This is a genomic window from Erwinia sp. AC075, assembly GCF_979253995.1.
This window is the reverse complement of record NZ_CEEDEU010000001.1, coordinates 4,591,077-4,617,978: the sequence shown is the minus strand read 5'-3', so window position 1 is coordinate 4,617,978 and position 26,902 is coordinate 4,591,077. Positions and strand designations below refer to the sequence as shown.

Below are 26,902 nucleotides of genomic sequence, written 5' to 3'. Positions count from 1 at the left end.
TGTCATTAAAGAGCTTACCGTTCCTATTACCAGATTAACTAACCCCAATAACTTACTGAATCCTTGTAAATAAAATTATCTAGGGTGCTTTTTGCTTAATGTGAAAGAGATGATATCCTGTTGTTTGTAACTCTGGAACGCGTGGCTTAGCTGTTCAATTATTCTTGATAATCTAACCATCATAGGGAATGACATATGGCTCTTTATGGGATGAATCCTGAGAAAAACTTACCAGGCTATGACTTTGCACGAATGGCGGGTAAGGGTGCAGCAGATTTCAATTTCAAAGCATTGGGTGCCGCCATGGACTGCACCCGCGCTTTTTATCAAGCCGGAATCGTTTATTTCGATGGCCATCAGCGTTACCTGGTGCGCCCCAGCCAACGACATCCCAACGGGCAAAGCGGTGTCGTATCGCATGTGATCGTGACTAAAGTAATCTCTCATCCTTCAGCTTACAGTGCGGGCAAAGCATTAACTGAAGCAGTCTCATTCAATTCGATGGGAACTGAAATCGCGTCGACCGTAATTTCATGTGGGGCGATGATAATTACTGGAGCTGTGATGGTTGCAGGGACTGCGGCAACACCACTTACTGCAGGCGGCGGCAGCGTACTGGCCGCTATCGGTTATGCGGGAACCGTTGCAACCGGGTTGCAATGCATCAATGGCCTATATCGTGTTTATGATTTGGTTGAAAACGGTGGTGAAAATATTACCTGGCTTGACTCCCAGGAGTGGTATGTAGCTACCTCAACATCGTTAGATGTTATTTCGCTTGCCAGTGCTGGCGGGGCGTTAAAAGAAGCCATTGCGACCTGGCGGGCGATGAAATCGGTCTCTTCATTAAAAGCCACTGAATGGCTAAAAAGTTATCCGCGACAGGATCGCGCCCGCTTGACAGAATTGATCATACGCACGCAAAATCCCGGTATTAGTAATAAAGAAATTAAGGCAGTCATCCGCGCAGGTCTTTATCCAAAACGTTTTCCAGTCGCGCCGATACAGAAAGAGCTATCCCGACAATTAGGACAAGTTGTTACCAGTGCAGCATCGCTGGCTGGAAGTGCGGTAAGTGGAGTAATAGCTGCCCCAGCCAATATTCCACGCACCGGTAAATACATTGTCGGCACCATTCAATCTTTGGCGGTTTTTTGATGCGATTTCTTTCACTGATAACCGGAAGTGTCTTTTACGATCTTTTAGTGCATGGCCGGGAGATCGAACGTGCTATCGCGCGTCAAGACGCTCATATGTTGAACCATTCCACGCCAGAACTGGAGCGCTATTTCTCACGTCCTGGCAGCGAACTTCCCCGACAAAATGCCTTCCCAATAGCCACGTTATTCCCGCTATTTCTGGTGGCTTTTGCCTTCAACCTGTTGCCCTTCCTGCACACTCTGCCCGGATTATCACCGCAGCTTCATGCGCTGAGCTTCTTTGCGCCGTCACTGGTAATGCTCGTCGCGTTAATAACCGCAGGCGTACTTGTGGCTCGTGGTTTCACCGCAGGGCTGACAGGATTCTTATCGCTGTTCCTCATTTTGCTTGCGCTGACGGTATCACAACTACTCAGTCAGCTGCTGGCCGGAGCTGGCTCCGTGTGGCCTCTGGCGATTGCCGCACTTGCGCTACTGTGTTGCAGACGGATTTTCAATAGCCGGGGGTTTGTGCTGTTTGCGGTTTATTGTCGCACCCAGCGTCTCGCTAACCTGGCGCGCAAAGTGCGCACCAGGGGCGATTAACATTTTTAGGGGCTGAATGGGGTCGGGATGACTTTTTCGACCCTACTTGCTCAACTGCGCCTGCGCGTCTTTTAACTCTTCGTTAGCGCTGTCCAGTTTCTTCTGCTGTTTGGCAATTTTCTTGCTGTTGCCGCTGGCCTGCGCTTCACGCAGATCGGCTTCGCGCTCGGCGACTTTGGCCTGCTTCTCGCTGACCTTCTGTTGGCGATCGGCCAGCAGACCTTCATTAGTGCAGTGCTGATCGATCTCTTTCAGCGCTTTTTCCAGGCCCGCTTTCTGTGAACTGTTGCCATGGGCATCGGCATACTTAATTTGTTCGACAACCTCTGCGCGTTTAGCGGAGCAGCCGGTTGCCGGTTCCGCGGCCTGGGCTGAACCCAACACCATCAGCAGCGAAGTCAGTAGAATGATTTTTTTCATGGTTTAGCCTTCCTCATTAGCCTTTGGACACATTATCGATAGCGGCCTGAGCACACTGCTCATCCAGATTTCCGCCTGGTGCACCACCCACGCCTACCGCGCCGATCACCTGGTCACCATCACGCAGCGGCAAACCACCAGCCAGCAACAGGAAACCCGGGATGTCACGCATATTGGCGGCACCGGCGTTCGACTGCGCGGCTTCCATCACTTTGCCAGAGGCATTTTTCGCGCTCAGCGCGGTGAAGGCCTTCATGCGGCTGGCTTCAACGGTGTGCGGGCCGGCGTTATCCATGCGCTGCAGGGCTTTCACGTTGCCGCCACGATCGAGGACGGTCACGCTGACGTTATATTTTTTCGCCGAACAGGACTGAATGACGGCAGACGCCAATTCATTGGCCTGCTGCAGAGAAATGTTTTTTTCAGTCAGCGACGCGGCATGTACCGGCAGTGCGCTAAAGCAGGCCAGTACGGCCAGAGCAGAAAGGGTCTTTTTCATCTCAGTATTCCTGTTTTCGGTAAGTGGACCCTATTCTGCAGGAAACGTCAGAGGCGAACTATTCGGTGGATTACCCATCGTGCCTGGTAGATCTACCAGGTTCAGACAGGGTTTGCAGCCGGGCATACTGCCAGACCAGCGTTGCCAGGTTATTGACCTCAAGGCGGGCAAAGATCGAGGCACGATGCGCTTCGGCGGTACGCGGGGAAAGCGCCAGCGTCTTAGCGATCTCTTTGGCGCTCTGCCCTTCGACCAGCAGCGCCAGCACCTCGCGCTCACGGTTCGTCAACTGAGCAAACTTATTCTCCAACTGCTGCCGTTCCTGCCGTTGCCCGGCGCGCAGTTCGCTCTCTTTGAAGGCCTCGCTGATGCACTCAATCAGCGCATCGCTGTCGATGGGTTTGGTAAAAAACTCCCAGGCACCGTGCTGGAACGCCCGGCGGCACAGGTCGATAGTGCCGTGGCCGGTCATCAGGATCACCGGCAGCAGCGGATAGTGACGGGACGTCTCTTCCAGCCAGCTCAGCCCGCTTTTTCCCGGCATGCGGATATCCAGCAACAGGCAACCGGTCAGCGAGGGCGTGACCGACGCGTCGCTTTCAAAGGCGGCAATGCTGTCGAAGGTGTTAACCTGCCAGCCCAGCGTCTGCAACAGAAAGCTCAGGGATTCCCTGATCGACGCATCATCGTCAATCAGCCAGATAGGTGACTCGTTCATTGCTTCTCCCAAAGCTGAAAACGCAGGTGTATGCAGGCTCCGCCAGCCTCATGGTTCGACAGGCGAATCGTCCCGTTCATGCGTAATACCAGGGTTTCCGCCAGCGTCATCCCCAGCCCGATCCCCTCGGCGCGGGTGGTGTAGAACGGCATCAGCGCCTGCTTCAGGCCCTCTTCCGAAAATCCTTTCCCGCCGTCGGTCAGCGTTATCAGCACGCTGCGATCGTCCACCCTGCAGTGTACCCGTACCCAGCCTTTGCGCTGCGCGCTCTGCGCCTGCACCGCATTGCTTAACAGATTATGCAGCACCTGCTCCAGCCACAGGCGGTCGGCGCGCACCAGCGGTGCTGGCGTAACAAAATCGCGCTGCACGGCTATCTCGCCTTCGCGGATCTCCCGCGCCAGCAGATCCTCGACATGCCCCCACAGACGTTTCACGTCCACCGCTTCCATCTTTACTTCACGTTGTTCAAGGTGATCGCGGAAGCGCTGCAGCAGTAAGGCAATGCGCTGAGTCTGGCTTAAGGCGCCCTCAAGCGCTTTCGGCAGCAGGCTGAGATCGCCCTTCGCCACCAGCCTTTGCGCGCCCTGTAACCAGGTCTGGATGGCGGTCAGCGGCTGATTGATCTCATGCACCATGCCCGCCGTAATTTCGCCTAGCGCGTTGAGCTGTGAATGCTGATAAAACTGCGCGCGGCGATCGGCCTGGCGCTGGCGCTGCAGCTGATGCAGCAGCAGAACCAGCCCACTGAGCAGCAGCGCCAGCAGTAACGAAGGCCATATTTTGACTGCCGCCCAGTTTGCCGACGCGTCAGCGGTCAGCGTAAACGGCTGGATCTCCTGGGCAAAGGTCGTCGACCAGTGCCAGATCCCGCCAGACTGCCCGCTGCCTGCGGTGAGCAGCACGTTTTCCTGCCAGCTTAACGTCAGATGGCTGAACTGAGCCTGCTGCAATGCCGCGGCGATGACCGGGCGAAAGTCCACCAGCTCGCGGACATTCTGCCAGGGATTATTCAGCCAGTAACGGCCATTATCAGCAAGGGTAATCCGCACTTCTTCAGAGCTTCCGCCAGGCAGGGGTTCAATGGCGACAATTTGCGGGAATTTGTGATTAAGCGCTTTGGCATCGCTGCCGGGTGAGATCAGCGGCAATACCGCCGCATTCTGCGTCAGCCGGTACGCAATCTGCAGCTCCACTTCCTGAAACGCCTTATTGAGCGCTTTCCATTGTTGATACAGCTGGATGCCGGGCACCACCATCAGCGGGATCGCCATCAGCAGTAACCAGATGATCAGGCTGCGTTTTATCAGCGGAAATGTCACCAAAAGATCCTTAATCAGCACATTGGCGGCAGATTAGCCTGTATTATCGCCAGGGATCAACTAAACGGACAGAGAATAAGGGAAAGGGTAAATGTCGCGGCCATCACAAAATTGGCCGATTGCGGTTAAGGACATGTTAACTTCCGGGAGGATCCCTTAGCATAAGCCGGTTAATTAATTATCTGGAGCACTGTGATGTTTAAAGGACTTTCCCCTGTTGTTTGCCTGTCTGCCGTACTGACATTGACCTCTGCTGACGCTTTTTCTGCCCCGACGCTGAGCAGTGAACAGATCAAGAGCGTGGTCGATGGCCAGATTGCCCCGCTGCTTAAAGCCCAGCAGATCCCCGGCATGGCCGTGGCAGTGATCTATCAGGGTCATGCCTGGTTCTTTAACTATGGCGTGGCGGAAGTGAAAAGCGGCCGCCCGGTTTCTGCCAGCACTATTTTTGAGCTGGGCTCGGTCAGCAAAACCTTTACCGGCGTGCTGGGCGGATATGCCGTGCAGAGCGGGCTGATCAAGCTCGATGATCCGGTGGCGAAATACAGTGCAGAATTGTCCGGTAAACAGTGGCGCGATATCACCCTGCTCAACCTCGCCACCTATACGGCGGGCGGATTGCCTCTGCAGGTGCCTGATGCGGTCACCGACCAGAAATCGCTGTGGAATTACTATCAGCAGTGGCAACCACAGTGGAAAGCCGGAACTATGCGCAACTATTCCAACGCCAGCATTGGCCTGTTTGGACTGTTAGCCGTGGCGAAATCCAACAGCAGCTTTGCTTCGCTGATGCAGCAGCAGGTTTTCAACCCGTTAAGCCTGACCCACACCTACCTTCGCGTGCCCGAATCCGCTCAGGCTGACTACGCCTGGGGCTATAAAAATGGCCAGCCGCTGCGCGTGACGCCGGGTCCATTGGATGAACAGGCGTATGGCGTGAAGTCCAGCGCGCAGGACATGGCGAAATTTTTACAGGCCAATATCGATCCCGACAGCCTGCCATCTGAGGATGCGGTGCTGAAAAAATCGCTGCTGACCGCGCAGAAAGGCTATTACCAGGTGGGGAATTTCCGGCAGGGACTTGGTTGGGAGATGTATGACTGGCCGACCGATCCGCAGACGATTATTGCCGACAGCGCCAATGACGTTGCCCTGAAGCCACGTGAAGTCCACGCGCTGGTGCCGGCCCGTGCGGCAACGCCCGCCAGCTGGATCCATAAGACCGGCAGCACCAATGGTTTTGGCACTTACATTGCTTTTATCCCTGCGGAGAAGCTCGGGATTGTGATGCTGGCGAACAAGAACTACCCGAACCCGACTCGCGTGGAAGCCGCGGCGAATATTCTGCAGGCATTGCGCTGAGGCATTAACCCGCCAGCGTTGACGCAATAAAAAGGCCCGGACGGTTTCCTGTCCGGGCCTTGTTTATATCGGCGTTAGATTACGCTTCGATATCCGCCGTATGGCCGTTTTCCTGCAGCCAGTTGCGGCGATCTTCCGAACGCTTTTTCGCCAGCAGCATATCCATCACCGCCATGGTCTTCTCCACTTCATCATCTTCAACCGTCAGCTGAACCAGGCGACGGGTGTTCGGATCAAGGGTAGTTTCACGCAGCTGTAAGGGGTTCATCTCGCCCAGCCCTTTAAAGCGCTGTACGCCAGGCTTGCCCTTTTTACGCTTGAGCTGATCGAGAATACCGGCTTTCTCTTCTTCATCCAGCGCGTAATAGACCTCTTTACCCAAATCGATGCGGTAAAGCGGCGGCATCGCCACGTAGACGTGGCCGTTTTTCACCAGCGTGCGGAAGTGACGCACAAACAGCGCGCACAGCAGCGTGGCGATATGCAAGCCATCGGAGTCCGCATCCGCAAGGATACATATTTTGCCGTAACGCAGCTGGCTGAGATCTTCGCTGTCTGGATCGATGCCAATCGCAACCGAGATATCATGCACTTCCTGTGAGGCTAACACCTCATCCGAAGAGACTTCCCAGGTATTGAGGATCTTACCTTTCAGCGGCATGATCGCCTGATATTCACGATCGCGGGCCTGCTTGGCCGATCCGCCTGCGGAATCCCCTTCCACCAGGAACAGCTCGGTGCGGTTAAGATCCTGCGCGCTACAGTCGGCCAGTTTGCCGGGCAGTGCCGGGCCGCTGGTCAGCTTCTTACGCACCACCTTTTTGGCGGCACGCATACGCCGTTGCGCGCTGGATACTGCCATTTCGGCCAGCATCTCAGCGGTCTGAATATTCTGGTTCAGCCACAGGCTGAAGGCATCCTTCACCACGCCCGAAACAAAGGCCGCGCACTGACGTGAAGACAGGCGCTCTTTGGTCTGGCCGGCAAATTGCGGATCCTGCATTTTGACCGACAGCACGTAAGCACAGCGATCCCAGATATCTTCCGCAGACAGCTTCACGCCGCGCGGCAGGATATTGCGGTATTCGCAAAACTCACGCATCGCATCCAGCAGGCCCTGACGCAGTCCGTTGACGTGCGTCCCGCCCTGCATAGTCGGGATCAGGTTGACGTAGCTTTCGGTCAGCAGCTCGCCGCCTTCCGGCAGCCACAACAGCGCCCAGTCCACCGCTTCCACATCGCCGGCGAACGCGCCGACAAATGGCCGCTCTGGCAGCGTAGGCAGACCGTTTACCGCTTCACACAGGTAATCGGTCAGGCCATCGGCATAGCACCAGGTCTGTTCTGTGTTGTTCACGTTGTCTTTGAAAACAATTTCAACGCCCGGACAGAGTACCGCTTTTGCCTTCAGCAAATGGCTGAGGCGCGAAACGGAAAATCGTGGGCTGTCGAAGAAGTTCACGTCTGGCCAGAAGCGGACGCGGGTGCCGGTGTTGCGCTTACCCACGGTGCCGGTGACGTGCAAATCTTCCACTTTATCGCCGTTTTCGAAGGCCATTTCATAGACTTCGGCATTACGGCGAACCGTCACTTCCACTCGGGTGGAAAGGGCGTTAACCACCGAGATCCCCACGCCGTGCAGGCCGCCAGAGAACTGATAGTTTTTGTTGGAGAATTTACCGCCGGCGTGCAGACGACAGAAGATCAGCTCAACGGCTGGAACACCCTCTTCCGGGTGAATATCCACAGGCATGCCGCGGCCATCGTCGATAACTTCCAACGATTGATCGGCATGCAGGATCACTTCGACGCGTTTGGCATGGCCCGCCAGCGCCTCATCGACGCTGTTATCGATCACTTCCTGACCTAAGTGGTTAGGACGTGATGTATCGGTGTACATCCCCGGACGGCGACGAACGGGTTCAAGGCCGCTGAGTACCTCAATGGAGTCAGCGTTATAGCTGGATTGAGTCATCGTATAAATCTGATTGGTGGCTAAAAGTGAGAAGCCAGTCGCCGCGACTCACGTCAGCCGGAGGACAAGCCCAGGAAGTCGAGGATCGGGGAGAAATGGCGTTCGAATCCGATAAAAGCATGATTGCCGCCCTCTTCAACCGTCTGGCGGCAGGCACTGTAGTAGTCCAGGGCCTGACGGTAGTCGAGCACTTCATCGCCCGTTTGTTGCAGCAACCAGAGCAAATCCGGTGACTTTAACGGGTCAATCTGCATCATTTTCAGATCGTAAATATGGCGTGACTCTAACACATATTGCTGGCCGGTGTATGGGTTCTCGTTGTTGCCCAAATAATCCGCCAACAGCTCAAAAGGCCGCACCGCCGGGTTCACCACCACCGCCGGAAGATGGAAGCGTTGTGACAGCCAGGTGGCGTAATAGCCGCCTAACGAAGAGCCGACAATGCCGACCTGTTCACCGGATGCAGACATCAGCCAGTTCTCCAGCATCTGCGCGGCTTCGCCAGGAAAAGCAGGGAGTTGCGGCACATGCACCCTGAGATCGGGATGGTGAGCGGCCAGCCATTCACGGAACTGGGTGGCTTTGGCTGACTGCGGGGAACTGTTAAAGCCATGCAGATAAAGTAGCGTGGCCATCCGTCAGTATCCTTCCGAATCGGGATCGGGACTGAAGGCCCGCGTCGCCAGGCGTTCAACCTGCGTTTCCACCCGACCGTCCGGCAGAAGATCCAGCCAACGCCAGCCCGGCGCTTCGGAATCAATGGTGAAATTGGTGCAATGGGGTTTGAACTGCACGCAGGTCGACGGTGTCGCCAGCAGGCGGCGTCCGTTCCAGTTCAGATCGAGATCCTGATGAATATGGCCGCACAGTAGCGTGGTGGCCAGCGGGTATTTTTGCAGCACCGCATCCAGCGAATGGGGATTGCGCAGGCTGTGTTGATCCAGCCAGGTACAGCCAGAAGGCAGCGGATGGTGATGCAACAGCACCAGCGTGTGACGATGCGGTTCTTTCGCCAGCGTATTCTCCAGCCATTCCAGCTGATAGTCGCTGAGCATGCCGTGCGGCACGCCAAACACCTGGCTGTCTAACAAGACAATCTGCCAGCTGTCGCCGATCAGCACATGTTTCTCATCGGCAATCTGCGACTCGGCCAATGTACTGAACATCGCGGGCTGGAAATCGTGATTTCCTGGCAACCAGACGCAGGGCGCGGGCAGGCGCGCAATACCCTCAGCGAAATGCTGATAGGCTTCGACAGTATGATCCTGAGCCAGATCGCCCGTAGCGACAATCAAATCATAGTGACGGGGGCTGGCGGATATCGCCTGCAGTACCGCGTCATAACTGGCCCAGGTGTTCACACCCAGCAGCGTTTCGTCTTTACCTGCAAAGAGGTGGGTATCGGTTATCTGTAAAATCCTGACCGTAGACCCACCCGCCGCAGGAAGTAGTAGCCGGCTATCCAATCAAAATCCTTAGGGTTAACGCCATCTCAGTTGTCTGTCTTAACAAACCGGTACGGCCATCGCGCCATGCGCTAAACAGTAGCGCAACCAGTCTGCAAGGAACTGGTTTATCTGATGCTTTTCATCACGCTGATGGAGCTTTTTATTAGGATAATCATAGCGCGCTTTAAAGCGATAGATCTGTTGCGTTGAACACACTTCCGCAACCATCGCGTCGTGATACAGCCTGACGGACATGGCAGGCAGGCTCCAGTAGCTGACGGCCGGCGCGGTTTGCTTCACTTCCACCAGCGTGGTGTAACGCGTCGATTCCTGGATGGTGACAGAATAATGGGCACCGTTCACCTGATAGGTCACTGACTCTCCCGCCTGGTCTTCTTTAGGCAGCAGGCGACGCAGCTGGGCGAAATTGGTTTCGCACACGCGCATCATTTCAGGGAAATCAGGTACATAGCGCTTTATCATTCGGTTTTCCACTCGTTGCGTAATTTTTTATGGTGCAGTTCAAGCCATTGCAAAGCGATGACAGAGGCTGCGTTGTCTATTTTCCCCTCTTCCACCCACTGGTAAGCCTGCTCACGGCTGACCACATGGACAAGAATATCCTCATTCTCTTCCTCCAGACCGTGGTTTCCCTTCGCCACGCTGGCATCCACTTCTCCCACCAGGATATGCAACCGCTCGCTGGTGCCGCCAGGACTGGCCAGATAGCTCAGCACCGGCTTCACGCGCGCGGGGGTGATCCCGGCTTCTTCTACTGCTTCACGCCGCACCACATCTTCATAGGTTTCGCCCGGCTCAACGATCCCGGCGACTAATTCTAACAGCCAGGGCGTCTCACTGCTGTCAAACGCGGGAATTCGGATTTGTTCGATCAGGACCACTTCGTCGCGCACGGGGTCATAGGGTAGCAGCACTGCGGCATGTCCGCGCTCAAAGACTTCCCTTTTTACTTCACCACTCATCCCACCCTTAAACAAGCGGTGACGAAATCGGTAGCTGGTGAGTGAAAAAAAACCGCTATAAAGTGTCTCTCGTGCAATAATTTCTACATCGTTTTTTGTGAAAGTCACTGGGTATTTTTTGCTGTTTTCCATCGGGGCAGCTCCATTCCGGATGAGTGCGAAAACGAGAAAAGCAACCCGAATCCGCTGAGAGTGTGGTTCTTAATGAATTATTTGAGTAAATTAGGGCAACATGGCACGTTCAGCCAACTTAACTGTTCCGTTTACTCTGCTAGAATCGGCGATTATTTTTTGGCTTACGTCAGCGCTACCATAGCAATTTTGCTGCACTACAAGGAATGCAAATGAAGAAACTGCTCCCGTTACTCATCGGCCTGAGCCTGGGCGGCTTCAGTGTCGCCAGTCAGGCAGAAAACCTGTTGCAGATTTACCAACAGGCTCGTTTGTCTAACCCCGATCTTCGCAGTTCTGCAGCAGATCGTGATGCGGCCTTTGAGAAAATCAACGAAGCCCGTAGCCCGTTGCTGCCGCAGTTAGGCCTGGGTGCTGATTATACCTATAACAACGGCTATCGCGACAGCAGTGGCCTGCATTCCAATACCACCAGCGGAACCTTGCAGCTGACTCAGACCATTTTTGACATGTCAAAATGGCGCGCGCTGACCCTGCAGGAAAAACAAGCCGGCATCCAGGATGTGACTTATCAGACTGCACAGCAGACGCTGATCCTGAACACCGCTACCGCCTACTTTAACGTGCTGAATGCGATTGATACGCTGTCCTACACGGAAGCGCAGAAACAGTCTATTTATCGCCAGTTAGATCAGACCACCCAACGCTTCAACGTCGGTCTGGTTGCCATCACTGACGTGCAGAACGCCCGCGCCCAGTATGACAGCGTGCTGGCTAACGAAGTGACCGCACGCAACGCGCTGGATAACAACGTTGAAATCCTGCGTCAGGTCACCGGCAACTACTATCCAAGCCTGGCGTCGCTGAACATTGACCGCTTTAAAACGGAAAAACCTCAGCCGGTTAACGCACTGCTGAAAGAAGCCGAAAGCCGCAACCTGAGCCTGTTGTCTGCGCGTCTGTCCCAGGATCTGGCACGCGAATCCATCCGTTCAGCCGAAACTGGCCATATGCCAACGCTGGATCTGACCGCCTCTACCGGTATGTCTAACAGCAAATACGGTGGCAGCCGCGCCAACCAGACGTCTGCGACCGATGACAGCATCACCGGTTCTAACCAGGTTGGCCTGAGCTTCTCTCTGCCGCTGTACAGCGGTGGTGCCGTCACCTCTCAGGTTAAGCAGGCGCAGTATTCATTCGTTGCTGCCAGCGAGCAGCTAGAAAGCGCGCACCGTTCTGCTGTTCAGACCGTGCGTTCTTCCTTTAACAACGTGAATGCGTCCATCAGCAGCATCGATGCGTATCGTCAGGCCGTGGTGTCTGCCCAGAGCTCCCTCGATGCGATGGAAGCCGGTTATCAGGTGGGTACGCGTACCATCGTTGATGTGCTGGATGCGACCTCCACGCTGTTCAGTGCTAAACAGCAGCTTTCCGATGCCCGCTACAGCTACATGATCAATGAGCTGAATATCAAGTCGGCACTGGGTACGCTGAACGAGCAGGATCTGCAGTCGCTGAATGCGCGTCTGGGCAAAGATGTGTCTACCTCTCCTGAGGCGGTGGCACCTGAAACCCCGGAGCAAAATAACGCGGCTGATAACGGCAATGCTGCACCGGCTCAGGTTCATGCTACGCCGGTTGCACAAAGCACCGCGCCAGCCCGTGCCAGCGGCAATCCATTCAGTAAGTAATCCCCAGAGGGGCAGCGCCTGCTGCCCCTTCACAATCAAACGTATAGCTAAGTAAAGATCCCCCTCCGTACTGCCCTCATCGCTTCATTTTTCACCGCTGTTACCCTATTCTATGCACTACCTTTGGGCACAGGACAGAACGTGATGAAACGGACTAAACAAATCAATCATGCCTCCTTTCGCAAAAGCTGGAGCGCACGACACTTAACCCCGGTAGCCTTAGCGGTCACCGCGGTCTTTATGCTTGCCGGTTGTGAACAATCGGATGAAAGCGTTTCCTTGTATCAAAATGCCGACGACTGCTCCAGCGCCAACCCGGGCAAAAGCGAGCAATGCACCACGGCGTTCAACAACGCGAAAAAAGAAGCGGAAAAAACCGCACCGAAATATGCCACACGTGAAGACTGCGTGGCGGAATTCGGTGAGGGGCAGTGCCAGCAAACCCCTGCTCAGGCGGGCGTAGGCACAACCAATAATGCCGAATCTCAGCAGAGCGGAAGCTTCTGGATGCCGCTGATGGCAGGCTACATGATGGGCCGTATGATGGGCGGCGGTTTTGGTGGACAACAGCAGCCGCTGTTCACCTCACGCGCACCGAACAGCCCGGCCAACGGCAAGTTTGTGGATGCCAGCGGTAAAAGCTTTGGCGCTGCCACACCAGGCCGCACCATGAACGTGCCGAAAACCGCCATGGCGCCGAAACCTGCCACCACCAGCACGGTCACCCGTGGCGGCTTTGGTGACAGCGTAGCTAAGCAGGCCACCGCGCAGCGTAGCAGCGCGACATCCGGTTCCCGCCGCACCTCAGGGGGCTAATGCCATGAAGCGTCTTGCTATCGCTGAACGCCCGGACTGGCGTGAAAAGGCCACCGAATACGGTTTCCGTTTTCATACCATGCACGGCGAGCCTTACTGGTGTGAGAATGCTTACTACCAGTTTACGCTCCAGCAGATTGAGAAGCTGGAGGACGTAACCAGCGAACTGCATCAGATGTGTTTACAGGTGGTGGAGAAAGTGGTGAACAGCGAAGAGCTGCTCGCCAAATTCCGCATTCCAAAACACACCTGGGACTTCGTGCGCGCCTCGTGGAAAACCAACCAGCCGTCGCTCTATTCGCGGCTGGATCTGGCCTGGGATGGCCATTCCGACATTAAGCTGCTTGAGAACAACGCCGATACGCCGACCTCGCTGTATGAAGCGGCGTTCTTTCAGTGGATCTGGCTGGAAGATCAGCAGGCGGCGGGTAACCTGCCTACCGGCAGCGATCAGTTCAATAGCCTGCAAGAGAAGCTGATTGAGCGCTTTGCCAACCTCCATCAGCAGCATGGCTTCAGCTGGCTGCATTTTGCCTGCTGTCGCGACACCGACGAAGATCGTGGCACGGTTCAGTATCTGCAGGACTGCGCCACCGAAGCCGGCTTACCGAGCGAATTTCTGTTTATGGATGAAATTGGCCTGGGCGAACGAGGCCAGTTCACCGATGTGCATGACCAGGTGATCGGCAACCTCTTCAAGCTGTATCCGTGGGAGTTTATGCTGCGTGAGGTGTTCTCTACCAAGTTGGAGGATGCTGGCGTTCGCTGGCTGGAACCGGCATGGAAAAGCATTATCTCCAACAAAGCGTTGCTGCCGCTGCTGTGGCAAATGTTCCCCAATCATCCGAATTTGTTGCCGGCGTATTTTGCCGAAGATGACGTGCCGCATATGGATAAATATGTGGTTAAGCCGTTGTTTTCGCGCGAAGGTTCGAACATCAGCATCATTGAAAACGGCAAGGAAATTGCCAGTGCCGATGGACCTTATGGCGAAGAAGGCATGATTGTGCAGCAGTTCCACCCGCTGCCAAAATTTGGCGACAGCTACACCTTAATTGGCAGCTGGCTGATCGACGATCAACCGGCTGGTATTGGCATCCGCGAAGACCGGGCGTTGATTACACAGGATCTGTCGCGGTTCTATCCGCACACCTTTATTGAATAACGCTGTTATGCCTTTCAGTTGAGCACTCCGTTAACACGGAGTGCTTCGCTGCTGCTGTTCATGTATTTCCACCCTGCTCTCAGCCCCGGTACTGCCCCTTCCCCTCCTTTTCCATCTTTCCCGGCAATTTTCTCCTTAGTTTTTTTAAAATTTGCGCTACAGGCAGTCTGATAATTGCGCTTATTCACCTCAAAAATTCCTAAGCGGTTATGCTAACATTCATCAATAATATGAAGACGAAAACGCCGAAATAAACAATCATTCAGAATGACATCAGGATAAAACACAAGGATATCAAGATCTAAAGGTGCCAATAAACGCCCTATATATCCAGTAGCGGCACCCGTAATGGATAACGCTAAAGATTAAGATCTTTATTAATCCTCTGATCGTTTTAACAAAACAAGATCTGTTCAACTAATCGTCAAAAACGATTTCATTAAGCTCTCTCCCATCTTTATCCTCATGCAAAAGTTGTTAAGAAAAATCCAGTCCTGCGGAGAAATCTTAATAACTTTATTAAAGTTGCCGCCTTGTTATTAGATGAGAGCACCTGTGTGCTTATCATTTTTACACTCGGCCTGGATAGCCATAAGGATATGTACAATGAAGATTCATCAATTCGTCTCACTTGCGCTTCTTTCACTGACGCTTTGCGCCTGCAGTTCGCCGCAAGGAAAAAAAGGAACGGTCAAAAAAACTGGCGACAGCCTGGTGCAACAAAAGACTGACGGTAAGAAGTGTGTTGATAACTTTGATATGTTGAAAGGCCTCAATTACGAAGCCTTTAATCAGTACCGTCTGCAATTCGATAAAATCAATAACTCCCACGCGTATTTCAAAAGTCATGAAGGCCTGATGGAACAGGATCCGAAAGAGCTGATGACGCTAACCCTGAATGACAAACTGAACATGGTCTGCGAGCGTGTAAAAAGCCAGGCTTTCCTGGAAATTCAAAAAAAAATGAAATCCATCAGCCAGATCTAAATAAACCGCTTTTTGCCGCTGACAGCCTGTCACATTAACAATCAAAAGATCTTTTCCTACATTTTTTTCTCTACTTTCCATAACCTCCTCTCCGGGGTTATGGAACTTTTTTTCCGGACGGGAAGATATGGACTTCAAATTCAAAAAAATAGCCTCTGTTCTTGTTATACTGAACCATCTATTTGTCTCGATTGCTATACCGCTTTATTCTTCAGCCGTCCGGGCTAATTCAGACATGCTGGCATTAAGCGAGACGATGGCGGAGCTCAACGCGGGGATAAGTACCCTGCCAGACCGCCACACCCTTGAGCCCGCGCCTGCAACTACAGCGCAGGAAAGTAGCGATCCTTCGCCATCGGCACTCAACCTTTCGCCCCCTTTATTCCCTGCCTCACCGGCCTACGACGCCTCTTCTTCCTCTGGCCCGTTCAATACTGCGGCAGAGTTAAATAAAGAAGGCAGCAATGACCTTATTTCACAGCTCCCTTCACTGGAAGGAAGCCAGAGCAGCTTATCAAAAGAAAAATCGCTGCTGTTAAATGAGGATATGCAACGTTCCCGTGAAGCGGATGAAAACGATCTGCGCCCGCTCGAAGGCGTTAAGCAGTTCTGGCAAATCATGGGCGCAGACAGCCGTTCTCAGGCCGGTATGGGCGTCATTACCGGTATTGCAAATGATATGGCCAGCAGTGCGCTGCGTGACTGGATGGGCCAAAGCGGCAATACCCGCATCCAGTTTAATTCCGCAGGTGAAGCCAGTGCGGATTTACTGATCCCGTGGTGGGATACTCCGAGCACGCTGCTGTTCAACCAACAGGGCGTTCGCGTCAATAAAGAACGCACCACGCTCAATCTCGGGCTGGGGCTGCGTCATTACCTCTCCGACCACTTTATGCTCGGGGTAAACAGCTTCTATGACCGCGATATCACCGGCAACAATGCGCGATTCAGCGTCGGGGCCGAAGCCTGGACCCACTACCTGAAACTGAGCGCCAATAAATATCAGCGCCTGACCGACTGGCACCAGTCGCCACTGGATGCGATGGAAGATTACGACGAACGTCCTGCCAACGGTTTTGATCTGGCCGCCGATGCCTGGCTGCCGTTCTACCCGCAATTTGGCGCGTCGGTGAAGTATGAAAAGTACTTTGGTAAAGGCATCGTTCTTGATAATTCTGCCAGTCCCAGTGACCTGCGGGATTCCCCTTCCGCCGTCACCACCACGGTGAATTACACGCCGATCCCGTTGCTGACCTTCAAGGCGGGCCACAAATCCGGTAGCGGATCCGACAGCTTTGTCGGTCTGGACATTAATTACCGCCTCGGCCTGTCGTGGCAAGAACAGACCGACCGTGAAACGGTCAAGGTGATGCGCAGCCTGCCTGGCGCACGTTACGATTTTGTCGATCGTAACTACAACATCGTCATGCAGTATCGCAAACAGAATCTGATTTCACTCTCCCTACCGGCATCGGTAAGCGCTGAAGCAGCGTCCATCACGGTGATCACTGCCAGCGTTCGCGCGAAATACGGGTTGAAAAAAATTGACTGGCGCGCAGCAGAACTGATTGCGGCGGGCGGCTCACTGTCTCAGGATTCGGCGACGTCTGTGGCGGTCAAATTACCGAAATATCTGCACGAGGGGGTTAACAGCTATACCGTTTCGGCCATCGCCACCGATAACCACGGCAATGTCTCGCCAGAAAGTACCGTGGTGATTAACCTTATCCCTTCCAGCACCATCATCACGCTGGAGGTTAAACCGGCCGATAATGTGGTGGCCAACGGCGTGGATGCTGCACAGCTGCATGCCAAAGTCACCGGAAAATCCGGTGAACTGTTAAGCGATCATAACGTGCGCTTTGTGGTCTCAGGCATTGATGACAGCTGTATTCTGAAGGGCGCTAACAACTGTGAAGCGCTGCATATTACCGATACCTCGGGTAGCGCGATGGTGCCGCTGGCCTCAACCCGCGCCGGTAAGGTCACTATTTTCTCGCATCTGGATAACGGTAACCGCGACAGCAAAACGCTGAACTTTATCGCCGATAGCACTACCGCTGAAATGGCCGAGCTGACCATGGACGTCAACAATGCCGTCGCCAATGGCAGCGTCGCCAATAAAGCCAGGGTGCTGGTCGCCGATTACTACGGCAACCCGATCCGTAATGTGCCGGTCACCTTCTCTGTCGCTGGGAATGCGACGCTTTCTACCACCGCCACCGTGACTGACAGCAACGGTTCTGCCACCGTGGAGTTGACCAGCAAACTGGCTGGCACCGTCACCCTGACCGCATCAGCCACCGGCATGACCAAAAGTGCCGAGCTGACATTTGTCGCAGATTTGCGTACCGCGAAAATTGATGATCTGTTCGCGACGCCAGCCACCGAGGTGACGGCGAATGGCGCTGATGCCACAGTCCTGACGGCAGTAGTGAAAGACACCAACGGCAACCGCGTCAGTGGCGCGCCGGTGATTTTCAACGCCACGGGTGCGGCCAAACTGGGCCAGACCACGGTTATCTCTGATGCCGACGGAGCCGTCAGGGTTAATCTGACCAGTATCCGAGCTGGCAGCAGTACGGTAACCGCAATCACCGGAGAAGATAAAACCGGTAAGCAGGTCACCGTCACCTTTATCAGTGATATCAGTACCGCGCAGATAGACCAGTTCACCGCTTCGCCAGAAGCTGGCGTGAAGGCGGATGGCACTGAAGCCGCCCAGCTCAACGCCGTGGTGCAGGATGCTCAGGGCAACGCCGTCAGTGGGATTCTGGTTAACTTTGCGATAATAAGCGGCAATGGTCGACTCAGCGCGACTGAGGCCATATCGGGCAATGACGGCACCGTTACGATTAGCCTGGCCAGCGCCACAGCCAACAGCATTACCGTCAGCGCCACAACGCCTTTTGACGCGACGGGTAAACAGGTTTCCGTTGAGTTTGTTGCGGACGTTGCCACGGCCAGCGTTGAGAGCCTTATTGCCTCACCTGCCTCTGAGGTGAAAGCCAACGGCATTGCCACTTCGATCCTCAGCGCGCAGGTGAAAGACGCCAGGGGTAACCTCGTCAGCGGGGCAAAAGTGAGCTTTAGCGTGCCTGCCGATGGAAAAGGCAAATTAAGCCAGTCATCCGCTATCACCAGCAGAGAGGGTATCGCCACCGTCCAGTTGACCAGCACGCAGGCGGATACCCTCACCGTTACGGCGAAAACCGATTTTGATACCACAGGAAAGCAGGCCACCGTCAGCTTTATTGCTGATGCCACGACAGCGAGAATTGCCAGCCTGAGCGCATCGCGTGATACAGAGGTGAAAGCCAACGGATCTGACAGTTCACTGCTGACCGCGAAGGTAAAAGATAACTTTGGCAATGCCGTAGCGGGCGTTACGGTCACTTTCCGCGTGCATGGCCATGCCATCCTGGGTGAGTCGACCGCTGAAACCGACAGTGACGGCACCGCGACAGTCTCCCTTACCAGCAAAGCGGCAGGAAGCAGCACGGTGACGGCAGTGGTCGACGGTGACAACATCGGTAAGCAGACTGTTGTTGGCTTTATCGCCGACGTAGCCACAGCGAAAGTCGAGAGCCTGATCCCTTCACGCGATAATGATGTGCTGTCCAACGGCAACGATATGTCGGTTCTCACCGTGACGGTCAAGGATGCCAACGGCAACCTGGTCAATAATGCTAAAGTGTTCTTCAACGTGTCCGGCAAGGGATCGGCGACGCCATCTCCAGCCACGACGTCCAACGGTATCGCGACCGTGCAACTAACCAGCACTGAGGCCGGGATCGTAACCGTTACGGCCACCACAGACGCTGATGCCTCCGGTAAGCAGACCTCAGTCACCTTCAGGGCCGATGTGGGCACAGCCAAAATCGACAGCCTGAGCGCTTCACGAGATTCTAATGTGAAAGCCAATGGCACCGACAGTTCAATACTTACCGCCACGGTGAAAGATGCTAACGGCAACCTGGTGGACGGTGCGAAGGTGTTCTTCACTTCATCAGCAGGCAAGGGGAAACTCAGTCAGACCTCTGCCACCACCGTCAACGGTGTAGCCACGACCGTTCTGACCAGCCTTAGCGCTGAAACCATCACCGTTACGGCAACAACCAACGTCGATAGCACCGGAAAACAGGCTGCCGTCAGCTTTATTGGTGACTCAGACACCGCGACAATTGCCGACTTCACCGCGTCGCGTACGGAGAATGTAACGGCTAATGGTCAGGACAGCGCCATGGTTACCGCCACGGTGAAAGATGCTCAGGGAAACCTGGTCAATGGCGCGACCGTCACATTCACGGTCTCGGATGGCAAAGCCAAGTTGAGTCCGACTTCGGCCACCAGTAACCAGAATGGCATCGCTACCGCGCAGCTCACCAGCAATGTCGCTGACATCATCACGGTCACGGCTGTCACCAACTTTGATGGAACGGGCAAACAGACTTCTGTCAGCTTTATTGCCGACCTTGCCACGGCGAAAGTAGCCAGCTTAAGCGCCACACGAACAGACGGGGTGAAGGCTAACGGCACAGATAGTACAACCCTTGTTGCGACAGTGAAGGATTCCAGTGGCAACCTGGTCAATGGCGCTAACGTCACCTTCAGCGTGGTGACAGACAATGGAGAACTTAGCCAGAAATCGGCCAATACGGTAAATGGTATTGCTGGCGTTAATCTGTTCAGTACCCGCGCTGAAATTATTAGCGTTAAAGCAGTAACCGATTTTGATGCGACGGGCAAAACTGAATCCGTCAGCTTTATCGCCGACCTTGCCACAGCAAAAATAGAAAACTTCATCGCTTCACCTGACGCGGGGGTTGTGGCTAACGGCACTGACAGCTCGGAACTTAAAGCCACCGTAACCGATGCCAATGGAAACCGCGTGAAGCAGGCTAACGTGTTCTTCAGCGTCGAGGGCAATGCCGACTTAGCTACTCAGTCCGCCAAAACCAACGATGACGGCTATGCCATAGTCAGTCTGACAAACCGCACCGCGGAAATCAGCACCGTTACCGCAACCACGGACGCTGATAAATCCGGCAAAAATACGGCAGTCAGCTTTATCGCCGATAAAAGCACCGCGAAAGTGGACAGCCTCACTCCCTTCCCTTCCACCGCACTGGCAAATGGCCGTTCAGTCATCACTCTGACGGCGGTAATCAGGGATGCCAATAACAACCCGGTGAGCCAGGTGCCGGTAAGCTTTACTGCAACTAACGGGGCAATACTGGAGTCGGGCTCAGTTACCACCGACAGCAACGGAAAAGTTAGCGTGGGGCTAACCAGTGTCAACGCAGATAGCAGTACTGTCACGGCTACCACGGCTACTGACCAAAGTGGTCAACAGGCCACCGTAACCTTTGTCGCAGATGCTCAAACAGCCAGTATTGCCACGCTCACCGCGACGCCGGCATCAGGGATCAAGGCCGATGGCAAAGCGACTTCCACCATTGATGTCACGGTGAAAGATGCCAATGGCAATGCGGTGGCAAATGAGGAGGTGACCTTCCGTGTGACAGGTAATGCCGATCTGAGCCCGTCCACAGTCAAAACCAACGGCAAAGGGGCAGCCACGGTGACGCTGAAAAGCGCCACTGCTGGCAGCACGACCCTCACCGCCGTTACGGCTTTCGACACCACCGGTAAACAGACTGCCGTCAGCTTTATTGCCGACGCAGACACGGCAAAAATCGACAGCCTGATCCCTTCACGGACGGATAACGTCAAGGCTGACGGCAGCGATAGCTCTGTGATCACCGCCACGGTAAAAGATGCCAACGGAAATCGGGTCAATGGCGCAAAAGTCACCTTCACGGTAACGGGCGGCAAATTAGCTGAGGACAGCGTTACTACTGTAGATGGCGTCGCCAGCGTGCAGCTAACCAGCCTGTCGGCGGAAAGCATCACGGTCACCGCGACCGTCGGCGCGGACTCGACCGGTAAACAAACCAGCGTCCTTTTTAAAGCCGACCCGGCTACGGCAACCATCGACAGCCTGATCCCGTCACGGCCTTCAGACGTGAAGGCGAACGGCACTGACCACTCCGTGCTGACTGCCACGGTGAAGGATGCTAACGGTAACCTCGTCAGCGGCGTCACCGTGTCCTTTAAAATCAACGTTGGCAATGGGACGTTGAGTCAGAATTCAGCCACTACCGTCAATGGTTTAGCGACTGTCGAACTCATGAGCCGTACCGCTGCAATCACCACGGTCAGAGCGCATACCGAAACGGACACGAACTTCAAAGAGGCCGCCGTCAGCTTTATAGCCGATAGCACTACGGTGAAGATCGACACGCTTACCGCTTCACGATCTTCAGACGTGACGGCAAATGGCGCTGACCGCTCGGTAATTAGCGCCAGGTTAAGAGATGCCAACGGTAATCCGGTCAGTGGATTTGATGTGACATTTACCGTGACATCCGGTGAGGGTGTGCTGGCTAAGACCACGAGGAGCAATGTGAACGGCGTGGCGACGGCGAACCTTACCAGCCGCAGCGCCAGTAGCAGCACCGTCACGGCGACCCTCGAGGGCGACAGCATCGGCAAACAGGTTAGCGTCAGCTTTGTGGCCGATGCCGCGACTGCGCATGTTGACTTCCTGGACGCCTCGCGCAAATCCGACGTCATCGCCAACGGTGCCGACAGTTCGGTGCTTAGAGCCAGGGTGGTCGATGCCTATAACAATGCTGTGAGCAACAAACCCGTCAGCTTCAGCGTAAGCGGAAACGCCAACCTGGCCGGCACGTCCGCGACGACGGACAGCGAGGGGTATGCAGAAATGAAACTGACCAGCCTTATTGCGGACAGCAGTACCGTTACTGCAACCACTGATTACGATAAAACCGGTAAGCAGGCTTCCGTCAGCTTTATTGCTGACCAGGCCACGGCCAAAGTCGACAGTCTTAGCGCTGCGCCGGAGAGTGGAATTACCGCTAATGGCACGGATAAATCTGTGCTGACGGCAACGGTGTCGGATGCCAACGGAAATCGGGTCAATAACGCCCGGGTGACGTTCACCATCAAGGGCAACGCCAACCTCATTAACTCATCGGCGACAACAGGCAATGATGGTAAAGCATCAGTGAGCGCCATCAGCTTTACCGCAGGCAGCAGCACGGTGCTGGCGCAGACAGCTTATGACAAAACCGGGAAGCAGGCCTCCGTCAACTTTATTGGCGATATTGCTACCGCCGCCATCAACAGTTTTACCGCGTCTCAAAGCCAGGTAATCGCTGACGGTAAGTCATTTGCCACCCTGACGGGAATTGTGAAAGATGCCAATGGCAATCTGGTGGCAGGGGCCGCAGTAACCTTTAAAGCGCCAGCTAACGGCACCCTGAGCCAGTCTTCAGCTGTTTCCGACAGTGAAGGCAAGGTGGTGGTAACCATTGCCAGTAAAATAGCGGGGATTCATGAGACGAGAGCCGTGACCAAGTATGATCCTGAGGGTAAGAACGCTGCAGTCAACTTTATCGCCAACGAAAACACGGCAAAAGTGACTGACATTATGATGTCAGCAAATATTCCACTGGCTAATGCTAAAGATCAGTCGATCCTCACCGCTGTAGTACAGGATGCAAATGAGAACCCTGTCAGTGACGTAGAGGTGATTTTTACCCTCAGTGGCAAAGCGACGCCAAATCAGCTTACTGCCCGCACCGACAACAACGGTTACGCGAAGATGACGCTCACCAGTACCGTGGCAGGCAGCAATACGGTTACGGCCAGGACGGATATGGTTAAAGACAGCAAGAGCATCACCGTTGTCTTTAAGGCAGATGCGTCTACCGCCACGATAGCCAGCCTGACGGCAACGCCGGCAGAAGGCATTATTGCGGACGGCGTCGCCGTCTCAACCATCAAGGCTCTGATCACCGACGCCTACAATAACCCTGTGTCGGATACATCAGTTACCTTCTCCGCACCAGGTACGCTTAGCAAAGGACAGGTACAGACCGACAGTGCAGGTATGGCTGTCACGACAGTGAGCAGTTCTCAAGCAATGACAATGGACGTCATGGCCAGCACTAAGGGCATTGAAAAAACGGTGAGCGTTACCTTTATCGCCAATACTAAAACAGCCGTCGTCGACAGCCTGACGGCCTCGCCAGCGACCGGCGTGACGGCGGATGGTAATACCTTCTCCACGCTCACTGCCGTGGTGAAAGATGCCAAGGGGAATCCCGTAAAAGATGTGGCGGTCACCTTCCAGGCGGCAGGAACAGTTATATGGGGCGCAAGAACCCTTAAAACAGATGCTGAAGGAGTCTCCACAGCGGAAATTGCCAGCACCCTTGCAGGTAGCATAACTCTCACTGCCATCATCAGCACTGACACAACCGGCAAGTCCACAAAGGTTATCTTTGTTGCCGCCCCAATTAATGCCAGCAACTCAGTCTTGCAACTTAGCAACAACATATTGCCAGCTGATGGGAAATCTACGCTTGCCATAACGTTAACTGCGAAAGATAAATTTCAGAATGTCGTCACTGGAGGGAAAGTTGCCTTCAAGGTCGCTAATTTAGAAGGAACGAAAATAAGCGCAGTCACTGAAAAGAATGGGGTTTACACGGCGACACTGACCGGCGGGACGAAAGCGGGTACAGGAACTATCTCCGTTCTGCAAAATGATGTCTTAGTGGAAAACATGTCGGTTGATGTGGGCTTGTATTCGCCGCAGTTAACCTTAGTAATTAATTAAGCGACTCCGAAACTGTGTTTATAGTTAACAGGCCGGTAATCGCCGGCCTGTTAAAATTGACGCTACCGAAGACGGAATAAAACAGCCGAGGCTCCATTAATTAACTGATGTAAAGGAACTACGATAAATGAAAAAATCATTGAAAAGAAAAATCACCTTTGGCCTGTTCACCCTGACACTGTCATTTAATGCTGCCGCCCTTGACTGTTATATTGGTAATACGGTCGATGAAGTTGTATCAATCGGTAAACTGGTACTGCTCTCTGGCACGCAGAATGGCAGCCGGGTCTGGGAATCAAAAGAATATGTGCGTGATATTACCTGCAAAGGAAGTATCCAGGAAAACGTCTATTTTTATCCATTTCCCTATATTAAGAGCGAGACGCCGCCAAGCGGCGTAGAAATGGGACTGGTATATGATGGTAAAGATCTCGGTACCTTTGATGAAAGCTCAGGAAATGGCAACATCAACACCAAAATTGATACCGGCTGGACAATCAACGGAGCGGCCGCTACAAAAACATTTCGATTTCAGGCCTATCTGAAAAAGACCGGGGATATCGACACCAGTAAGGTATCAGGCGCTATCCGTCTGTTTCAATTGGATGGCAAAGGTGGATTAAACAAAGCGGCTAACGCAATGAATTATAAATTCAGCCTCTCAGAGTGGAATCAGGCCGGCACGGTAAGCTGTTCCCATACGGTTTCTAACAGCACATTCAGTCTTGCAGTGCCCACAGCCCAAGCCCTGTCAGCCTCATCAAGCCTCAGTGCGCAACCGGTGGTGAATATTGCCTGCTCGTCGGATACCTCCGGGCTGGCTAATTTAATTTCCACTGTAACCGGTGACTTTTCGCTGTCAGGAAATGCCATGACAAACAAAAGCGATCATTACGGCACTGACAAAGACCAATTTGGTTTTGCCGTCGCCCTTAAAGGAACCGCTGTCACGCCCGGTAAGACCGTGCCGTTAACTATCCCGATTAGCGCAGGCAAGGCAAGCTACTCTGTGCCGCTGGTATTAACCCCAAAACTGGCAGCATTAACCCTGAACAGTCCTGCGTGGATCTTTAACAATGCAGAAAAAGAGGTGAAGGCCAAAGCAACGCCGGCTTTCACCCCTCTTTCTGTCAACACCAACTGATGGTGTGCATTTAGCCCACTTGCACCGAAAGCATACTGAGCGAAGACATCACTAAACCATCCACCGGGATAGAGACGGCTTCACCCGGCAAACGGGCACCCAGCACGTAAAGCAGTGGCAGGTAGTGCTCAGGCGTCGGGTTGGATAACGCAGCGCCGCTGTGCTGACTGAAGTTCACCAGCGGATGCTGCTCTGCTTCCCCTTCCCAACTCAAGTTTTCACGCACGTAGTCGTTAAAGGATGAGGCCCACGGGTAAGGTTCAGCATTGCCTTCCCAACGCACCATGCGCAGGTTATGCACCACGTTGCCGCTGGCGACAATCATCACGCCCTGCTCGCGCAGTGCCGCGAGCTTACGGCCCAGTTCAAAGTGATAAGCCGGCGGTTGCGTACCGTCGACGCTCAGCTGAACCACTGGAATATCGGCTTCCGGGTACATTTTAATCAGCACGCCCCATGAACCGTGGTCAAAACCCCACTCCTGATCCAGACGGACATCGTAAGGTGCCAGCGCGTCAACCACCTGGCGGGCCAGGTCCGGTGAACCCGGAGCCGGATAAGTGGTGTCAAACAGCGCCTGAGGGAATCCGCCAAAATCGTGAATGGTTCTTGGCTTTTCCATCGCTGTAACCACCGTGCCGCGGGTGTACCAGTGTGCGGAGACCGCCACGATAGCTTTAGGACGCGGTAAGGTTTGGCCCAGCTCACGCCAGGCTTCGGTATAAACATTTTCTTCCAGCACGTTCATTGGGCTGCCATGGCCAAGAAAAAGTGCGGGCATACGTGACTGACTCATAGTGGTTCCCCTGAAGATGTCGGCTTAATGATCGCTACATTACGCCCTTTCGACAGGGGATGAACCCGGATAACAGTGATGAAGATATTCAAGAAATTTGAACAGCGAAAAATACAAATCCTGACGTTACAACTGATTATTTTTTGATAAGGTATAGCAAAGGCTATACTTTATTCTTGTCTTCAGGAGGTCACCTTGTCCGTGCCATTAATACTGACTTTACTTGCCGGTGGCGCGACCTTTATTGGCGCGTTTCTGGGTGTTGTCGGCCAGAAACCGTCGAACCGGGTGCTGGCGTTTGCGCTGGGTTTTGCTGCCGGCATTATGCTGCTGATTTCGCTGATGGAGATGCTGCCAGCGGCGCTGCACGCTGAAGGCATGTCTCCTGTTTTGGGTTACGGCATGTTTGTGGTTGGGCTTCTGGGTTACTTCGCCCTCGATCGGATGTTGCCCCACCAGCATCCACAGGATCTACTTAGCGGCGGCCAACCTCCCCGCAACCTTCGGCGCACGGCAATCTTACTGACGCTCGGCATCAGCCTGCATAATTTTCCAGAAGGTGTGGCAACCTATGTCACCGCCAGCAGTGACCTCGAAATGGGCTTAGGCATCGCGCTGGCCGTTGCCATCCACAATATTCCTGAAGGACTTGCGGTCGCCGGGCCGATGTATGCCGCAACGGGTTCAAAAAGGAAAGCGATCTTCTGGGCTGGCGTATCAGGCATGGCCGAAATACTGGGTGGCGTGCTGGCCTTCCTGGTGCTCGGTCCACTGGTGTCACCAGTGATGATGGGCGCGGTGATGGCGACCGTGGCCGGGATTATGGTGGCGCTGTCGGTCGATGAGTTGATGCCGCTGGCGAAAGAGATCGATCCGAAAAGTAATCCCAGCTATGGCGTGCTGTGCGGGATGGCGGTGATGGGCCTGAGCCTGACCATGCTGCAAAGCAGTGGCCTAAGTTAAAGCAGCGGCTTAAGTTTGTGCAT

The 26,902-nt window shown here is 54.1% G+C and carries 20 protein-coding genes; 10 read left to right on the top strand and 10 right to left on the bottom strand.

Annotated elements, in window-relative coordinates; all coding sequences use genetic code 11:
• Positions 1–195: 195 nt before the first annotated feature.
• Positions 196–1,158, top strand: a complete 963-nt coding sequence (locus AC0IXH_RS21490) for a hypothetical protein (RefSeq protein ID WP_346567167.1) — start codon at positions 196–198, stop codon at positions 1,156–1,158.
• Positions 1,158–1,745, top strand: a complete 588-nt coding sequence (locus AC0IXH_RS21485; RefSeq protein ID WP_346595959.1) for a hypothetical protein — start codon at positions 1,158–1,160, stop codon at positions 1,743–1,745. Before AC0IXH_RS21490 ends, AC0IXH_RS21485 begins: the two co-directional genes overlap by 1 nt.
• A 42-nt stretch (positions 1,746–1,787) precedes the next feature.
• Here AC0IXH_RS21485 and AC0IXH_RS21480 read toward each other — a convergent pair whose 3' ends face one another.
• From AC0IXH_RS21480 to AC0IXH_RS21465, 4 genes are all read right to left on the bottom strand, one after another.
• Positions 1,788–2,165 carry a DUF1090 domain-containing protein gene (locus tag AC0IXH_RS21480; RefSeq protein WP_346567169.1) on the bottom strand — a complete coding sequence of 126 codons (378 nt, stop codon included), beginning with the start codon at positions 2,163–2,165 and terminating at the stop codon, positions 1,788–1,790.
• Between the two features lie 16 nt (positions 2,166–2,181).
• Positions 2,182–2,664, bottom strand: coding sequence for a GlcG/HbpS family heme-binding protein (locus AC0IXH_RS21475; protein ID WP_013203865.1), 483 nt, complete (start codon positions 2,662–2,664; stop codon positions 2,182–2,184).
• Between the two features lie 70 nt (positions 2,665–2,734).
• Positions 2,735–3,382, bottom strand: a complete 648-nt coding sequence (locus AC0IXH_RS21470; protein WP_013203866.1) for a response regulator transcription factor — start codon at positions 3,380–3,382, stop codon at positions 2,735–2,737.
• On the bottom strand, positions 3,379–4,704 hold the full coding sequence (locus tag AC0IXH_RS21465; protein ID WP_471720977.1) for a sensor histidine kinase: 1,326 nt from the start codon (positions 4,702–4,704) through the stop codon (positions 3,379–3,381). The genes AC0IXH_RS21470 and AC0IXH_RS21465 overlap by 4 nt, the downstream gene beginning before the upstream one ends.
• A 195-nt stretch (positions 4,705–4,899) precedes the next feature.
• Between AC0IXH_RS21465 and ampC the strand changes: the two genes are divergently transcribed.
• Complete coding sequence (gene ampC, locus AC0IXH_RS21460) at positions 4,900–6,066, top strand: class C beta-lactamase (RefSeq protein WP_471720976.1); 1,167 nt, start codon at positions 4,900–4,902, stop codon at positions 6,064–6,066.
• A gap of 79 nt (positions 6,067–6,145) precedes the next feature.
• On the opposite strand, the gene parE is transcribed toward ampC, so the two are convergent.
• Genes parE through nudF form a run of 5 tightly spaced genes read right to left on the bottom strand, consistent with a single transcriptional unit; the run spans position 6,146 to position 10,604 of the window.
• On the bottom strand, positions 6,146–8,041 hold the full coding sequence (parE, locus tag AC0IXH_RS21455) for a DNA topoisomerase IV subunit B (RefSeq protein WP_053144838.1): 1,896 nt from the start codon (positions 8,039–8,041) through the stop codon (positions 6,146–6,148).
• Positions 8,042–8,094: 53 nt separating this feature from the next.
• Positions 8,095–8,676 carry an esterase YqiA gene (gene yqiA / locus AC0IXH_RS21450; protein WP_346567171.1) on the bottom strand — a complete coding sequence of 194 codons (582 nt, stop codon included), beginning with the start codon at positions 8,674–8,676 and terminating at the stop codon, positions 8,095–8,097.
• A 3-nt stretch (positions 8,677–8,679) separates the two neighbouring features.
• Positions 8,680–9,507 (bottom strand): 3',5'-cyclic-AMP phosphodiesterase, encoded by an 828-nt coding sequence (gene cpdA, locus AC0IXH_RS21445; protein WP_013203871.1) that lies wholly within the window; start codon positions 9,505–9,507, stop codon positions 8,680–8,682.
• Between the two features lie 39 nt (positions 9,508–9,546).
• Positions 9,547–9,972 (bottom strand): DUF1249 family protein, encoded by a 426-nt coding sequence (locus AC0IXH_RS21440; RefSeq protein WP_013203872.1) that lies wholly within the window; start codon positions 9,970–9,972, stop codon positions 9,547–9,549.
• A complete protein-coding gene (gene nudF, locus AC0IXH_RS21435; protein ID WP_013203873.1) occupies positions 9,969–10,604 on the bottom strand; it encodes an ADP-ribose diphosphatase in 636 nt (211 codons plus the stop codon). Before nudF ends, AC0IXH_RS21440 begins: the two co-directional genes overlap by 4 nt.
• Positions 10,605–10,816: 212 nt before the next feature.
• Between nudF and tolC the strand changes: the two genes are divergently transcribed.
• From tolC to AC0IXH_RS21405, 6 genes are all read left to right on the top strand, one after another.
• Positions 10,817–12,295, top strand: coding sequence for an outer membrane channel protein TolC (gene tolC, locus AC0IXH_RS21430; protein ID WP_134822770.1), 1,479 nt, complete (start codon positions 10,817–10,819; stop codon positions 12,293–12,295).
• A gap of 144 nt (positions 12,296–12,439) precedes the next feature.
• Positions 12,440–13,111: a DUF1190 family protein gene (locus AC0IXH_RS21425; protein ID WP_013203875.1), complete on the top strand. Its 672-nt coding sequence runs from the start codon at positions 12,440–12,442 to the stop codon at positions 13,109–13,111.
• Between the two features lie 4 nt (positions 13,112–13,115).
• Complete coding sequence (locus AC0IXH_RS21420; protein WP_471720975.1) at positions 13,116–14,276, top strand: glutathionylspermidine synthase family protein; 1,161 nt, start codon at positions 13,116–13,118, stop codon at positions 14,274–14,276.
• A 606-nt stretch (positions 14,277–14,882) separates the two neighbouring features.
• A complete protein-coding gene (locus tag AC0IXH_RS21415) occupies positions 14,883–15,263 on the top strand; it encodes a hypothetical protein (protein ID WP_241199665.1) in 381 nt (126 codons plus the stop codon).
• Between the two features lie 235 nt (positions 15,264–15,498).
• Positions 15,499–23,976, top strand: coding sequence for an Ig-like domain-containing protein (locus AC0IXH_RS21410; RefSeq protein ID WP_471720974.1), 8,478 nt, complete (start codon positions 15,499–15,501; stop codon positions 23,974–23,976).
• A 127-nt stretch (positions 23,977–24,103) separates the two neighbouring features.
• Positions 24,104–25,120 carry a hypothetical protein gene (locus AC0IXH_RS21405; protein WP_471720973.1) on the top strand — a complete coding sequence of 339 codons (1,017 nt, stop codon included), beginning with the start codon at positions 24,104–24,106 and terminating at the stop codon, positions 25,118–25,120.
• Between the two features lie 10 nt (positions 25,121–25,130).
• On the opposite strand, the gene ygiD is transcribed toward AC0IXH_RS21405, so the two are convergent.
• The gene (gene ygiD / locus AC0IXH_RS21400; RefSeq protein WP_346595856.1) at positions 25,131–25,916 is read right to left on the bottom strand and encodes a 4,5-DOPA-extradiol-dioxygenase; all 786 of its coding nucleotides are present in this window, start codon (positions 25,914–25,916) and stop codon (positions 25,131–25,133) included.
• A 195-nt stretch (positions 25,917–26,111) separates the two neighbouring features.
• Here ygiD and zupT point away from each other — a divergent pair, with 195 nt between their 5' ends.
• Entirely contained in the window at positions 26,112–26,879 is a 768-nt protein-coding gene (gene zupT, locus AC0IXH_RS21395) for a zinc transporter ZupT (protein WP_041692129.1), read from the top strand.
• Positions 26,880–26,902 lie beyond the last annotated feature (23 nt).